Annotated in this window: 10 protein-coding genes; 4 read left to right on the forward strand and 6 right to left on the reverse strand. The window is 41.5% G+C overall.

All coding sequences use genetic code 11. From position 1 onward, the window contains the following. Positions 1-290: 290 nt before the first annotated feature. From kdpA to folK, 5 genes are all read right to left on the reverse strand, one after another. Positions 291-2,036 carry a potassium-transporting ATPase subunit KdpA gene (gene kdpA, locus RMX69_RS20520; protein ID WP_322638552.1) on the reverse strand — a complete coding sequence of 582 codons (1,746 nt, stop codon included), beginning with the start codon at positions 2,034-2,036 and terminating at the stop codon, positions 291-293. A 617-nt stretch (positions 2,037-2,653) separates the two neighbouring features. Further along, positions 2,654-3,205 carry a hypothetical protein gene (locus tag RMX69_RS20525; RefSeq protein WP_322638553.1) on the reverse strand — a complete coding sequence of 184 codons (552 nt, stop codon included), beginning with the start codon at positions 3,203-3,205 and terminating at the stop codon, positions 2,654-2,656. Between the two features lie 136 nt (positions 3,206-3,341). Further along, positions 3,342-4,187 carry an ADP-ribosylglycohydrolase family protein gene (locus RMX69_RS20530; RefSeq protein ID WP_322638554.1) on the reverse strand — a complete coding sequence of 282 codons (846 nt, stop codon included), beginning with the start codon at positions 4,185-4,187 and terminating at the stop codon, positions 3,342-3,344. Positions 4,188-4,194: 7 nt separating this feature from the next. Next, positions 4,195-4,743 carry an NUDIX hydrolase gene (locus tag RMX69_RS20535; RefSeq protein WP_322638555.1) on the reverse strand — a complete coding sequence of 183 codons (549 nt, stop codon included), beginning with the start codon at positions 4,741-4,743 and terminating at the stop codon, positions 4,195-4,197. Between the two features lie 36 nt (positions 4,744-4,779). Continuing rightward, on the reverse strand, positions 4,780-5,328 hold the full coding sequence (folK, locus tag RMX69_RS20540; protein ID WP_322638556.1) for a 2-amino-4-hydroxy-6-hydroxymethyldihydropteridine diphosphokinase: 549 nt from the start codon (positions 5,326-5,328) through the stop codon (positions 4,780-4,782). Positions 5,329-5,581: 253 nt separating this feature from the next. Between folK and RMX69_RS20545 the strand changes: the two genes are divergently transcribed. After that, positions 5,582-7,957 carry a penicillin-binding protein 1A gene (locus RMX69_RS20545; protein ID WP_322638557.1) on the forward strand — a complete coding sequence of 792 codons (2,376 nt, stop codon included), beginning with the start codon at positions 5,582-5,584 and terminating at the stop codon, positions 7,955-7,957. A gap of 229 nt (positions 7,958-8,186) precedes the next feature. On the opposite strand, the gene RMX69_RS20550 is transcribed toward RMX69_RS20545, so the two are convergent. Continuing rightward, the gene (locus RMX69_RS20550; protein WP_322638558.1) at positions 8,187-9,563 is read right to left on the reverse strand and encodes an MATE family efflux transporter; all 1,377 of its coding nucleotides are present in this window, start codon (positions 9,561-9,563) and stop codon (positions 8,187-8,189) included. A 408-nt stretch (positions 9,564-9,971) separates the two neighbouring features. Between RMX69_RS20550 and RMX69_RS20555 the strand changes: the two genes are divergently transcribed. From RMX69_RS20555 to RMX69_RS20565, 3 genes are read left to right on the forward strand one after another with little or no spacing between them, the layout of a single operon-like run. Beyond that, positions 9,972-10,292, forward strand: a complete 321-nt coding sequence (locus RMX69_RS20555) for a CU044_2847 family protein (RefSeq protein ID WP_322638559.1) — start codon at positions 9,972-9,974, stop codon at positions 10,290-10,292. A 1-nt stretch (position 10,293) separates the two neighbouring features. Next, a complete protein-coding gene (locus tag RMX69_RS20560) occupies positions 10,294-12,504 on the forward strand; it encodes an AAA-like domain-containing protein (RefSeq protein ID WP_322638560.1) in 2,211 nt (736 codons plus the stop codon). A 29-nt stretch (positions 12,505-12,533) separates the two neighbouring features. Then, positions 12,534-16,064, forward strand: a complete 3,531-nt coding sequence (locus RMX69_RS20565; RefSeq protein WP_322638561.1) for an AAA-like domain-containing protein — start codon at positions 12,534-12,536, stop codon at positions 16,062-16,064. Positions 16,065-16,116 lie beyond the last annotated feature (52 nt).

Raw genomic sequence — 16,116 nt, forward strand, 5'->3', positions numbered from 1 at the left:
CGAAGACGATGAATGGTGTTCCGAGGTCGATGAATGGTGTTCCGAAGTCGATGAATAGAGTTCCGAGGTCGATGAACGGAGTTCCGAAGACGATGAATGGTGTTCCGAGGTCGATGAATGGTGTTCCGAAGTCGATGAACGGAGTTCAGAGGTCGATGAACAGAATTCCAAGGTCGATGAACAGAGTTCCAAGGTCGATAAATGGTGTTCTAACTCTCCCCTGCTCCTCTGCTCCCCGGTCACTGAGCGTAGCCGAAGTGCTGCACCCCTGCACCTCCGCTCCCCAATTCCTAGCCAATACCTTTGGCAATAAAGAAAGCTTCACCAATGGGGCCCAATGCTAAGACTGGGAAAAATGTAAGTGCGCCCAGAATTAAAATCACACCTGCGGTAACGCCTATAAATAGTCCGGTATCGGTTCGCAATGTCCCAGTCGTATAAGGAACAGCTTGCTTGCGAGACATACTATCTGCTAAAAACAGCAAACCGATGATTGGAACATAACGCCCAGCCAGTAAACTAAAGCAGGTACTCAAGTTCCACCACAAAGCAGTTGCAGTTGGTGCTGTACCTGTAGCGATCGCTAAAGGTGAAGGTTGTGAATCTCCTAAACCTTCAAAGCCAGAACCGTTGTTAGCAGCGGCGGACGCATATTCATAGATAACTTGAGCAAAGCCGTGGAAACCGGGATTGCTAATTCCTGATAATTGATCGGGAAACGCCAAGGCGATACCTGCGGGAATCATAATTGCGATCGGGTGAACTAGCAAAATTAAAAAACTAGCAAGTACAACCTCGCGCTTCTCAATCTTGCGTCCGAGAAATTCTGGTGTACGTCCCACCATCAACCCTGTAGCGAACACAGCCAGAATCAGGTAAGCAAATAGATAAGCGGTTCCTGTCCCCTGTCCACCCCAAATAATTTGCAGGAACATATTGGAAAGGGTAATAAAACCGCCGTTGGGCATGAACGAGTCGTGTAAACTGTTGACTGCGCCGCACATAGTACCAGTTGTACTGGTTGCAAATAGTGCAGATTGTGCCCAACCAAACCGGACTTCTTTACCCTCCAAATTTGGTTGCTGACTACCCAGCAGGGCATTCACAGCCGGATTGCCGTTGTATTCACCAATGGCAGTAACGATGATAAATATTACATAGAGAACGCCTACCATACCGTAGACTAACCAAGCTTGCTTAGTGTTATTCGCAAACAACCCATAAGTGTAGATTAGGGAAGTAGGAATCGAAAGCATGGCGACAATCTGAATCAAATTAGAAAACCCATTGGGATTTTCAAAGGGGTGTGCCGAGTTGATAGCGAAAAAGCCGCCGCCGTTTTCTCCTAGTTGTTTGATAATTTCATAGTGAGCAACAGGGCCACGAGCGATCGCTTGACTAATATTCGCATCTTCTAAAGTAGGAAATACAACCGCACCCCCCAGTGTTTCGGGAACGCCAGCTGCCATCAAGACAATGCCGCCGACAATACAAATAGGCAGTAAAATTCGCGTAATCGAGCGAATTAAATCTACATAAAAGTTGCCCAACGATCTACCCGTCAATCCCCGAATAAAGGCAATTCCTACTGCTAAACCAGTAGCAGCAGAAGTAAACATGTGATAACCAAGTCCCCACATTTGGCTGCCATAGCTCATGTAGGTTTCACCAGAATAGTGCTGCTGATTAGTATTAGTAATAAAAGAAATAGTCGTATGCAGCACTGTATCCCAAGTTGGGGCATCTATCTTAGTTGGGTTTAATGGCAGCCATCCTTGATTCATAATAATCAAGAAAATCAGCAACCCCATTGCTACATTGCTGTATAGGATTGCCCGCCCATACTGCCAGCCGGTCATATTTTCTTTGGTTTTAACGCCAACCAAAGCATAAAGTACTCGCTCAACCGGATTCAAAATCGGATCGAGAAAAGTACTTTGATCTAGGTAGACACGCGCCATATAGCGCCCAAAAACAGGAGTAATTGCTACTACAATTAGTAGCGTTAATGTAATTTGAATCCATCCTTCTAGCATCAGTTAATCAAACTCCAACCTAAGTAAAATTGAGATAAATATCAGATATTTTCTTGTTAGGAATCGGAAATATTTATGAAGTATACAGCAGTTTTCTTTTACATGAGGCACAAAGTCACTGGTTTTGAGGCAGGAGGGAGAAGAATAATTTGATTTGTGAATCCTTGGTTCTGTACCTCATTTAGTTGCAAAGCGCTGTATTGGCATACTTCTTAACTAACCAACCTATAGTTATGGGCTTTCTAAATCAATCATGGAGCTTTTTGTTAAAGAATACAAGGTATAAATTGATATTTAAACTAGGCTATATAAGAAATATATGTTTCTCTGTATAAGAGTGTTTATCTCGATATATATCTGCAAATATAGAAGGACGGCTAAATACTAAACAAATAGCTATTTGACACTAAAACTAGCTGAGTCTTTGAGGATTACAGTAATTTTCAGCAACCCCTACGTAGGGAATGAGTAAGAACCTTAAAAAGGTGGTTGTCTACTGGAACGATACAAACCAAACCACGATTTACGCGCAATTCACTAAAAAGCTTAATTTATCAAATCACTTTTTCTATGAGATGCTACGCGTTGCTTCTTTAAATATTTTACAAAACACCAAATTATCCTAAATATGGATATTTGGTAATATGACATTTCAATAATTGCATCCAATATTTTGTAGCGTTTTTTTGAGTTATTTTTATATCGCGCAAATTATGACCTTTGCCTACCTTTAACATATAATATGTTAGTTGTATAGCTATAAGTAAATAACTTAAACCCAAAGGTTTTAAATGTTGCAAAAAGAGGTGATATATAACTTGAAGTTTCTGTCTATGGCGAAAATGTATCCACCATTTTGTTTGATGTTCGGCTATATTTTTTTGTAGACCTAATATAGCCTCAATCTCTATAAATTTATCTTTGACTTGATTATAAAATTTTATTTCTTTTTCAATTTCTCCAGCCTTGTATGATAAATCAGCATCATCAGATAACTGATAGGCTTCACTAATTAAACGGCCAACATTTTCTGCTTTTTTTTGATCATATCCAAGTTTAATATATATTTCAGTTGCTGCTTCTGCCAATTCAGCAAATTTTTCAGCATCATGTAGCCAATATATTTTTGTTTGTAGTTCTCCTAAAGTAGAAGCTAGAGTATGATTCATCAATTTGGCTTGAAATATGCTTTCGATTATCTAACTTAAAATTAAACACTAAAATCTAGCCTTTTGAGCATCTGAACTCAACTCGCTCCAAAATTAGAAAAATCAGATTACCTAGTGCTACTCTGATGTATTAGATTTAGCCGATCTTTTTACCCACCAAACTCATTAACTGCTTATCCAGTTCGATGAGGTAATCTCTACCGTAAGCTCCATTCTCTAACCCTGCGACAAGATAATTGGGAATGTCTTGAGTAATTTCCTCGCTACAAGAACCAGCAGCCAAAGCGATTGTCGCTACTGTATCTACATCCCCAGTAAAAGCGATACAATCTTGTAAAAGTTCGCTCATGCTGTCATTTCGCATCACCGCAGTAATCGCTGCTCTGACACTCATCCAGCCTTTAGACTTGACTTTACCTTCCCACGGTTTATTCCACTCACCAGATACATAACCTTCCAGAAACCGTCCTAATTTGCGTTTTGCTCCCAGTCGATAGATAAAATAATGCGACATTAAGGCAGCCGCAACGGCAGCATTGATCCCATCGGTTGTATTGTGGGTAATTGCCGCTTGAATTGTTGCTGCCTCAATCACTTTTTCTGGTGTGGGATAGATGCCAATGGGTGCTGCACGCATTGCCCCCCCGCTTTTGTCACTATCAGGGTTAATTTTGGTTAAAAACTCTTCCCCATCCTGAATTTCTCTCAGAAAATGGTAGAAATTTCGAGAATAACCTTCTCTCTCATCGCGTTTGAAAGCTCTAACAAAACTATCGGCTAAAACTTCTGGTGTCCACGGTGCTTGAGCGACAATCACTTCCGCAATGGCAATACTCATCTGGGTGTCGTCGGTGTAGCTGCCAGGATTGAGTCGAAACCGCGGATGCTCAACGTATCGACTCAAATCGTTGTTAGCGATCATTTCGTCTGCATATTCAAAACCTGCACCGTAGGCATCTGCAATCGCTAACTCTAGCAGCATAAGGGGATTAAACTAAAAACGGACGCGCCAGAAAAAAGCTAGAAACTGATTTAGCATCTACCGGCTCTCCCTCCAGAATAGCTTTTTCTAATTCTTCAGGAGTCATAAACACAGTTTCGATATCCTCGTCTCCATCTTGTGGTGGTGGTGTCTCCAGCTTTTCTAAATCTCGCGCCAGAAAAGCATAGATAATTTCATCAGAATAGCCAGGAGCTAGGAAAAATTCGCCTAATTTGTCCCATTTTTGGGCACTATAGCCAGTTTCTTCGGCAATTTCACGTTGTATTGTTTCTAAGGGCTGCTCAGTTCCTTCCAATGTCCCCGCCGGAAATTCTAATATCCGTCCCTGAATCGCAAAACGGTACTGGCGCACCAGTATAAGTTTACCTTCCGCTGTCACTGGCACAGCTAGCGCACCGCCAGGGTGACGAATACATTCCCATTCTCCTTCCGATTTATTCGGCAAACGCAAGCGATTAACTTCAAAATCAAACTTGCGTCCTTTATGAAACAGGCGTTGTCTTAGCAGTTGTGGTAATTCTCTACCTAATGGCATAGTAAAATCTGATTATCTGTGAATACAGAGGCAAAATCAGTGTTCTTCTGCTTTTAAGGATGGTAATTTTAATTGTCCATCCATAAAATGTACATCAGAACAGTCTACCTCTTTCAGCAGCTCTTTAATAACACACCCGGAAACTGGTTCTATCCAATCTGGGGCAATTTCTGCCAAGGGGACTAACACAAAGGCCCGATCCCGCATTCGTGGATGGGGAATCTGGAGATTTGGTGTATCCAAAGTAATGTCATCATATAATAACAAATCCAAATCTAGGGTTCGTGGTCCCCAACGTTCCTGACGCACACGCCCAAATTGTTGTTCAATTCCTAACAAAATTTCTAATAACTGTTGAGGGAGTATTTCTACCTTTAATGTGACGCAGCCATTGAGGTAATCTGGTTGTGGTGGCCCGACAGCTTTGGTTTGATACCAATGGGATCTGGCTTCTAAAGCAATACCTGGCGTTTGGGCTAAAGTCTCTATAGCTGCTTCTAAAATTGTTTGGGAATCGCCGATATTACTACCAAGAGCAACGGCGCTTCGTCTTAGCTCTGCTTCGTCGTAGCCCGGTGTAGACATTATACTTTCCTGAAATAAGCCGTTTTCGGGCTGTCTTTGCGGATACTTGTCAATAGCTTTTATATTCGCAGTAGTGATCAAAATTGCCGCATTTTTTACAAAACTAAATTAACCAAATTTAAAAAACATTATTTTATAGTGAATTTAGTTAATTATTGATAGGATATTATACTAACACAATGGTAGTGCTATAACCCCAAAGTTGATTGATGGTGGTTATATAATTGCTTACTACTTTGAGCGAGGAACTGACGTGGGGAAGCTTACCTCCTGGTTCAAGCGAAGACCAACTAATTTGAGTGACTCTGGACAAGGAGGAACGAATGAGAGCTTACCACCAGCACATCTGGCGCAGACGAGGCAGTTACTGAGCAAAATGAAAATTTTACCATCTAAGATGAGGGTCAATCGGGCAACTGACGCTAAACCACTCTATCGCCGCTTCTGGTTTTGGGCAGGTTTAGGTGTTGGTGGTGGAATAGTTGCTTTGATCTACGGTATTAGTTTAATAGATCGGACTTTGCCAGATCAGTCCGAGTTGAATGCTGTGTTTCGAGAGCAAACGCTGACCATTAAAGCTGCTGATGGCACAATATTACAACAACAAGGTGAAGCGACCAGAGAACAGCTACAGCTAGAACAAATACCAGATAATTTAAAAAAAGCTTTCATCGCCTCAGAAGATAGAAGATTTAGGCAACACAACGGAGTCGATGCGCAAGGGATTGTCAGAGCGGGTTTGAATAATTTGCGATCGCAAGGTGTGGTAGAAGGTGGTAGCACCATCACCCAACAGCTAACGCGGATTCTGTTTTTAAAACAAGAGCAGACAATCTGGCGCAAACTTAAGGAAGTCCGCCTAGCCCAAAAAATGGAGCAAGAATTAACCAAAGATCAGATTTTAGAGCGTTACCTAAATCTGGTTTATTTGGGATCTGGAGCTTATGGTGTGGCAGATGCCGCCTGGGTATACTTTAGTAAGTCGCCAGATCAACTTTCTCTCGCGGAAATGGCAACGATCGCTGGATTAGCTCCTGCTCCTAGCTTATACGCCCCAGACAAAAATCCCGAAGCGGCAAAACGGCGGCGGAACTTGGTATTGCTACGGATGCAAGAAGACAAAATAATTACACCAGAGCAAAGGCAAGCAGCCGTTCAGGAGCCATTAGCCCTCAAAAGCAGTTTACCCAAGCGAGTCCAAGTAGAATCACCCTACTTTACCAGCTACATCCAAAAAGAATTGTCCAAGTATGTTTCTCCTAATGTGCTAAAAAGTGGGGGTTTAGTAGTAGAAACTACCCTGAACCCAAGTTGGCAGAAGGTGGCAGAAGAGGCAGTTGCCAAAACATTGCGAAATCAAGGACGCTGGGAAAACTTTAAGCAAGCAGCAATGGTGGCCATAGACCCCCGCAACGGTGAAATTAAGGCAATGGTTGGGGGAAAAGACTTTGGTAAAAATCAGTTTAATCGAGTTACCCAGGCACAACGGCAGCCAGGATCGACATTTAAAGGGTTTGTATATGCCACTGCGATCGCTACTGGCAAAAGCCCCTACGATAGCTACGAGGATGCGCCCCTTGTCGTAGACGGCTATGAACCGAAAAACTATAGTGAAAACTTCCGGGGTTCAATGAACATCCGAGATGCCCTCACCCGCTCTGTTAATATTGTTGCGGTCAAGGTGTTGATTGATGTGGGTTTTACACCAACGATTAAACTAGCCCATGATATGGGGATAAAATCTGAACTCAAGCCCACCTACTCCTTGGCTCTTGGTTCAAATGAAGTCAATCTGCTAGAGTTGACGAGCGCCTATGGCAGTTTTGCGACTCAGGGATTGCACGCAGAACCTCATGGTATTACCCGCATCCTCAACCGCCAAGGCAAAGTCATCTGGTCAGCTAATTTCAAGTCAAAACGCGCCCTTGACGCTGACAGTGCCGCCATCATGACTTGGATGCTACGCAACGTCGTTCAAGCGGGAACTGGTGGTGCTGCCCAATTAGCTAATAGACAAGTTGCTGGCAAAACCGGCACCTCCGACGAAGCCCGCGATTTATGGTTTATTGGCTACATTCCTCAGATGGTGACAGGGGTATGGCTAGGTAACGATGACAACCGCCCCACTTATGGCAGTAGTAGTAGTGCCGCTTACACTTGGCGCGAATTTATGGAAAAAGCGGTAGAGGGGATGCCTGTAGAAAAGTTTCCCAAACGACCCAAGTTAGACGGTCGCAAAGGCACTATCAAAGCCCAGTCTATCAAGCCCAAACAAATGCTGAATCGTTCTATTGCCTCTAAAAATGATGACTCAGAAGGTGAAAGTGCGAGAAATTCTGATGAGAGTGGTTCATCTCGAAGACGTAGAAGAAGGAGAAGCTATTCTCAAGAAGAACAGCAATCGAGCAATTATACCCCAAGACGGAGAAGACGCGATCGCAGCGAATCAAGTTCTAGTAACTCCTCTTCAGAATCATCTACTCCACGGCGACGCTCTAGAAGAGTAGAATCTGATTCACCCCCGCCTAGAAGAAGTCGGCGAGAGTTGCCTCCCGCAAATAGTTCTGGTTCTTCAGGTTCTTCATCATCACAACCATCTTGGCGGGATAGACTTAGACCTTCTAACTAGTAATGAGAAGTGGGCATTGTTGAGACTATGCACGACTTGTAGAAGGCAGTGAGCAGGGGAGCATACTTCTCTACGAGAGGCTGCACTTCTCTACGAGACGCTGCGCGAACGACTACGCTCAGTGACCACGCCAACGACTGCGCTCAGTAACCAGGGGAGCAGGGGAAACAAGGGGACTTCAGTCAGAACTTACAACAAGTCTTTCCCCTTGTCCCTGAGTCCTCTTTAGTCAACCAGACTCAATCTCAGAAGTCAAAAGATAAAAACGCCCAGTTAAAAGCACTGCACCCATAAGTAGCCCTAGTACTAAACCCAACCATAAACCTATAGCACCCCAGCCGAAAGTGAATGCCATCAGATAGCCCCCACCTAGACCTACTACCCAGTAAGCGAACATAGTAATTAACACTGGCACTTTGGTGTCTTTCAACCCGATTAAAGCACCAGCAGCAATAGTCTGAATAGAATAAAATATTTGGACTATTGCCCCCGCAGCCAGAAAAGAAGTTGCCGTTTTAACTATCTCGATATTATCTAGATTACTGGTGTCCAAATACATTGCCACAATATAGTTGGGAAACAGCCAAAAAATTAGTGCCACAATACTTACAAAAGGAGTAACAAGCGCAATGCAGACTAATCCCGCTGTGCTTGCACCCTTGAGATCGTTTTGTCCCCTCAACTGTCCTACTCTCATTGTGACGGCATAGGAAATACCTATAGATACCGTTTCCACAAAACTTTCTGTCTCGACGGTAATTTCATGTGCTGCTAACGTCTCTGTTCCAAACCAACCCATCAGTAAAGCAGTGGCAGTAAATACTCCAATTTCTGCTCCATACTGTAACCCCAAAAACCACCCAGTTTGGAAGATATCTATAAACATCTTCCGATCAAATTTATCTAAAGCGCTATTAAGTTGGTATTTTTTAAAGTAGTTATCAAAGCAAATCCAATTAACGGCGGCAATAAAATTTAGCCAAAAAATGAGTGCGCTTGCCCAACCGATACCGGCTAAACCAAGGGCTGGTAAACCAAATTTACCGAACATTAGCACGTAATTAGCAACCGCATTTAATAATAGTCCAGCGACCGTAATTACTGTTAAGAATTGGGGGCGATTGAGGGCAGAGCTAACTTCTTTTAAGATACAAAAACCGAGTGCAGCCGGAAAACCCCAAACAATAGACCGCAAATAGGTTTGAGCTAATAATACATTGCTTTCTTCTTGACCAGTTAGCAGCAGGATATAGTCAAAGTGCCAAATGATAAACATCACAGGCAAGCACATCGTCACGGCTAACCAAATTCCTTGACCGGTAGCACGACTAACTTGATCTATTTTTCCTGCACCAAAAGCATTAGCAACACTTACACCCGCGGCTGAAAGAACAGAACGACAAACGGAAGCTAGGGTAGAAAAGGTAACAGCACCTAAAGCACCCGCAGCTAAAGCTTGGCTGTTAAGTAAGCCCATCATCACCCCATCTAATAAAGGAATGCCCGCTTCTAATATTTGAGTAATTACCAAAGGAACTGCTAATTGCAGGCAGGCTTGGACTTCTAATATCAGTTCTGACTTAAATTCTTTTGAAGTTAACTCCATTGGGGCGCTAAAAAAGCAATACTGAATACATTAAGATATATTAACGCCACAGGTGTAATCAACTCAAGCTATTAGCGATCGCCTGACTCAAAGAGAAATGTCTATAGTTATACTCTGTTTCTAAACTAAACTGTTTAGTTTGCACTTGGTGACAGCTTCGCCAGCTCTACGCCAACTAAACTAATACTGCTCTGGTAAACAGCAAGTAGTAAGACTCTTTTCAATGTATATCTTTTACTAATGTACTGAAGTTAGTTTTTAAGGATTGCCCAAAGGGCAGTGCGCGAGAGCGCAATCACTCGTTTTTTGTCCACTCTCACAAAATCGCGTTGCTCCCATATAAAGTTTATTCGTGGCTAACAGGTAAAATAACTTTATTCTCTGAAAAATGGGGTAGAAGATTAACTTGTGAAGCGTATCGTCGAATTTCCTCTCGAAAACGGAGACTCAATTCTTGTAGAAGTAGATGAGCCTGGGCTAACTGATGATCGTATTGGTCTGCGAGATGAGATTATTCAAAAAGCTCAAAAAACTTTTGAGTCTGCTCTGGAACAAGTTAAGCCCATAGCAAATGTCATTATGACTAAAGTAAATAGTCTCAATAAGCCTGCCGACGAAGTGGAAATCAAGTTTGGCATCAAAATGAGTGCAGAACTTGGGGCAGTCATTGCTTCTGGCAATGGCGAAGTTAATTATGAAGTGACTTTGAAGTGGAAACGGGAGCCATAAGATGGCCACACCCCTGGAGTTATCAGTCGTCAGGATTTACTCAAACAGTGGCAAAGTTGTTGGTGCTGGCTTTTTAGTTTCCCAAAAATATATCCTTACATGTGCCCATGTGGTAGCAGATGCTTTAGGAATTGCTAGAAACACTGCCGAAATAATCAATGCAGAAGTCCGTTTGGATTTTCCTTTATTGGCAGCTAAAGAGTTTTTGACCGCCAGGGTAGTATTCTGGCGGCCTGTTAACCCTAATGAGTTTGCGGAAGATATTGCGGGGCTGGAGTTAGAAAGCTCTCTTCCTGGTGCGGCTCATCCAGCACGATTGGTAGCATCAGAGGAATTATGGGGGCATTCTTTCCGAGTTTTGGGTTTTCCAAAAAACCAACCCAATGGGGTTTGGGCTACTGGACAAATCAGGGCTGGACTTGCAAATGGTTGGGTACAACTGGAGGATGTCAAACAACAAGGTTATGCATTAGAGCCTGGTTTCAGTGGTGCGCCGATATGGGATGAGCAGTTACAGGGTGTAGCAGGCATAGCAGTAGCGGCGGAAATGGAGCGAACAGCAGCTAAAGCAGCGTTTATTATTCCCACACAAGTGCTGATTACAGCATGGTCAGACTTGGTTGAGCAAGCTCTTTCTTTAGAAAAAATGCAGCAACAGCCAAAAGTGAAACGAGCCAATGACAGTGCTAGAGTTTTTATTAGCTATCGCAGCCAAGATCCAGATTTAACGTTGGCCCAGCAGTTTTATGAAGCAATAAAAGCGGCTGGGCATGAAGCATTTATGGCGGGGGAGAGTATACGGTTCGGCGAAAACTGGCCCGAACGCATAGATAGAGAATTGGAACAGTCTGATTACTTTCTGCTGCTCTTATCTCCTAAATCTGCAACTAGTGAAATGGTCACAGAAGAAGTCAGGCGTGCCAAGCAGTTGCAAGATTTAAATCCCGAAAATAAACCTATAATTTTACCTATCCGTGTGAACTTTCCTTTGGATTCGCCATTAAATTATGATTTACGGGGTTATTTGCAAAGAATTCAACAACGAGAATGGAAATCATCTGCTGATACAGTCAAGATTTCGCAAGAAATTTTGACAATTCTAGCCGAAGATTATGAGGCTAACTATACAGAGGATGAGTTGACAACAGCAGTTGCGGTAGAAAATTTGGAAGAACCTCCTTTGCCAGTAGCAGAACCAGAGTTGCCAGAGGGTCAGGTAGATATGGCTTCTGCTTTTTATATAGAACGCCCTCCTATTGAAGAACACTGCTACGAGGCTATTTTAAAGCCTGGTTCTCTGATTCGGATTAAAGCGCCTCGACAGATGGGTAAAACTTCCTTAATGGCACGGATTCTTCATCAAGCTTCACAACAAAACTCTCTAGCCGTATCTTTGAGTTTTCAATTAGCAGATAGTAAAGTGTTCCCAAACTTAGATAAATTTTTACGCTGGTTCTGTGCTAGCGTTACTCGGAAACTAAGAATACCAAATCGATTAGCGGATTACTGGGACGAGATTTTTGGTAGCAAAGATAACTGTACAGCTTATTTTGAGGAGTATCTTCTAGCAGAAATCGATCAACCCCTAGCATTGGGTTTGGATGAAGTCGATTTAGTATATCAACACCCTGAAATTGCCGCGGACTTTTTTGGACTCCTGCGTGCTTGGCATGAAGATGCAAAAAATCGGGATATCTGGAAGAAATTGCGATTGGTAGTGGTGCATTCAACAGAAGTTTATATCCCAATGAATATCAATCAATCACCATTCAACGTGGGACTTTCGATTGAGTTGCCAGAGTTTAATGCTGAACAAGCCCAAGATTTGGCACGTAGGCATGGGCTAAATTGGAGGTCTTCAGAAATTGAACAATTGATGAATATGGTGGGAGGTCATCCTTATTTGGTGCGAGTAGCACTCTATCGCATTGCGCGCCAAGAGATCGCACTGGAGCAGTTATTACAAGTTGCTCCTACAGATGCCGGGCCTTTTGGCGACCATTTGCACCGACATTGGTGGAATCTAAAACAACATCCTGAGTTAGCAAGGGCAATGAAACAAATTGTTGCAAAAAACACACCAATACAGCTGGAGCCAATAGAAGCCTTTAAATTAAAAAGTATGGGTTTGGTCGATCTGGAAAATAATTATGTAATACCTAGATTTAATTTATATCGGCAATATTTCCGCGATCGCGCGGCTTCTCTGTAATCGAAATCTCATACATCTACATTTCATTGATGAACGCAGAACAAAACCCCGCTTATGAATATCAAGTTGGAGGCAATTTACCAAGTAATGCTCCCACTTATGTAGTGCGGCAAGCAGATCAAGACCTCTATGATGGCTTGAAAGCAGGGGAGTTTTGCTATGTGCTGAACTCGCGGCAAATGGGTAAGTCTAGCTTGCGAGTCCAAGTAATGCAACGACTAAAAGCTGAAGGTATTGCCTGTGCAGTAATTGACTTAACTAAAATTGGCAACCAACAAGTAACAGCAGATCAATGGTACGCCGGAATTGTCCGCATTTTTGTTAGGAGCTTTGATCTGTCGGAAAAGTTTAATTTGCGGAGTTGGTGGCGCAACAACGATCATCTTTCCCCAGTGCAGAGGTTAAGCGATTTTATCGAAGAGATACTGCTGGTAGAAATTGCTCAACCTATTGTCATTTTTATAGATGAAATTGATTGTGTTCTCAATCTGAAAAACATCGTTGGAACTGATGATTTTTTTGCTTTTATCCGCAACTGTTATAACCAACGTGCTGATCAACCACAATACAGACGTATTACGTTTACCCTCTTGGGAGTAGCAACACCTTCAGATTTAATAGAAGATAAAAAGCTCACGCCTTTTAATATTGGTAAAGCAGTTGAATTAAATGGCTTTACTTTAGAAGAAGCAAAACCACTAGGATATGGATTTGTAAACAAGATAGATAATCCACAGTTGGTATTAAAAGAAATTTTAGATTGGACAGGTGGGCAACCATTTCTCACTCAAAAAGTATGCCAACTTCTAGTGAACAATTTAGCTAATTCATTAAATATTTCAAGCTCATTAATAAACAAAATCAATATTCATGAGTGGGTAGAAAAGATCATAAATTACAAAATCATTAATAATTGGGAATTTCAAGATGAACCAGAACATTTACGTACAGTACGTGACCGGATTATGCGTAATCAAACTCAAGCAAATATGTTGCTAGGGTTGGTTCAAGAAATTTTAAATAAAGGAGAATTGTCTGGTAATGATAGTGATGAGCAAATAGAATTAAGATTATCTGGATTAGTAGTAAAACACGACAGTAATTTTAAAATTTATAATCGCATTTATCAGTCTATTTTTAATCAAGAATGGGTAAAGGAACAATTAGCTAAACAGCGCCCATACTCTGAAGCTTTTCAGGCTTGGTTGGATTCTAATTGTCAAGATGAATCGCGGCTTTTGCGAGGTAAAGCATTAGAAGATGCTTTAAATTGGAGAGAAGGCAAAAGTTTGAGCAATCAAGATTATGATTTTTTAACTGCTAGCCAAGAGCAACAACAACGCGATCTTCAAGAAAAACTGGCAGCAGCAAAAGTCGAAGAATATAAAGCTGGAATTAAAGCTCAAACGCAGAGAACTCGATTAGCGATCGCGTCTGCTGTTGTTGCAATAATGGCTATATTTGCTGGTTTTCAATGGAGAGAAGCTAAGATAGGACAGATACAAGCACTCACAACTTCCTCTAAGATTAAATTTACTACAAATCGATATTTATTTGATGGATTAATAGATGCCTTAAAAGCAGCAAGACTGCTCCAAGATTCTATCTTTGTTAAAAATAACCCTCAACTTCAGATGGAAGTGATGGAGATAGTGAGCAATGCAGTTTATGACGTTAGAGAAAGTAACCGTCTAGAAAAACATCAAGACCTAATTAGACGTGTTAAGTTTAATCCAAATGGTAAAAGCTTTGTGACAGCTAGCTATGATGATACTGCGAAGCTTTGGAAGTTAGGTGAGAAAGAACCTTTGACATTAAAAACCTATAAAAGTCATGTTGTTGATGTCAGCTTTAGTCCTAATGATCGGAGGATTGCTACTGCTAGCCGAGACGGAATTGTAGACATTTGGGATAGTGAAGGTAAGTATATTTCAACTTTTAAACATACTGTTGTCACTTCCAATAAAAATGAAGATATTCTCTGGAGCGTTAACTTTAGTCAAGATGGTCAGATAATTGCTACAACAGGTGGCGACACAACAATCAAGCTTTGGAAGCTAGATGGTAGTCTTTGGAAAACTTTAAAGGACGATACAAATGGGCATAAAAAAGAAGTCCGGAATGTTAGCTTCAGTCCTGATGGTCAAAAGATTGCCTCCGCTAGCCCTGATGGTACAGTTAAACTTTGGGACATCCAAGGTAATTTAATTGATACATTAAATGGTCATAAAGGAATATCAGTTTTAAATGTAAGTTTTAGCCCTAATGGTCAAACTATCGTTTCTACCAGTAGTGATAATACAGCTATTATTTGGGATGTAAACAAGAAAACTCAGCTAGCTCAACTGCAAGGGCATACAAAACCAGTGAAAAATGTTGCCTTCAGCCCCGATGGTAAAACTATTGCCACTTCTAGTGATGATGGAACTGTGAAATTATGGAGTAGCCGTAATTACCAAGTGCTAGACACTTTTGAAGGGCATAGAGGTCCCGTTAATGGTATTAGTTTCCACCCTCAAGGACATATTTTAGCATCTGGTGGTGATGACAAAACAGTTAGGCTTTGGCGTATAAATCCTTTGCGAATAACTTTGAATGAACATGATGCCATTTACAGCATTGATATTAATCCCAAGAAAGATATTATTGCGACTGGTAGCGGAGATGGAGTTATAAACCTATGGAATTTCCAAGGAGAACCACTAAAAACTATTAAAGCTCAGAAATTGGGTATCGCTAGCGTTACTTTTAGTCCAGATGGTAATACCATTGCTAGTAGTAGCCCAGATACGACTGTTAGGAGATTCAATTTACTAGGACAAGAACTAAATCCAACACTTAGAGGACATAAAGACTCTGTTAATAGTATTAGCTTTAGCCCTAATGGAGAAATTATTGCTTCTGCTAGTCTTGACAGAACTGTGAAACTTTGGAATAGAGAAGGAAAACCTTTGAAAAGTTTGCCAGGTAATACACAGTTTTTCAGTGTTAACTTTAGTCGAAATGGTGAGACCATTGCCGCAGCTGGGCGAGATAGAATAATTCAATTTTGGAAGCGTAATGGAAGTCCACTATATACCTGGAATGTAGATGAATCACTTCTTAATAAATCAACTTTAAATACAACTATTTATAAAGTTATATACAGTTCGACTGGAAGCACAATTATTACTTCTAGCGAAGATAATACTGTAAAGTTATTGAATCCAAATAGTGGTGTTATCAAATCTTTGAAAAGTCATACGGCTGGGGTTTGGGGATTGGACGTTAGCCGCGACGGTCAAATGATTGCTAGTGGTAGCGATGACCGTACTGTAAAAATATGGACTATGGATGGGAAATTGATTACAACTCTTACAGGTCACAAGGGTAGCGTAAACTCTGTTAAATTTACACCTGACAGTAAAAAGCTTGCTACCGCCAGTTCTGATAAAAAAATTTTGGTGTGGGATGTACAAGATATGAATTTCGACAAATACATAGAGCATGGATGTAATTGGTTGAGTGATTATCTAAAAACTCATGACGAGCGAGATGATTTAAAAAATGTGTGCAAATAAAATAAAGAATAAATGCAAAAAATTAGTCTACATCTAATCAAATTAGCTAATA

It is taken from the genome of Nostoc sp. EspVER01, from assembly GCF_034530635.1.
Taxonomy (GTDB): Bacteria; Cyanobacteriota; Cyanobacteriia; order Cyanobacteriales; family Nostocaceae; genus Nostoc.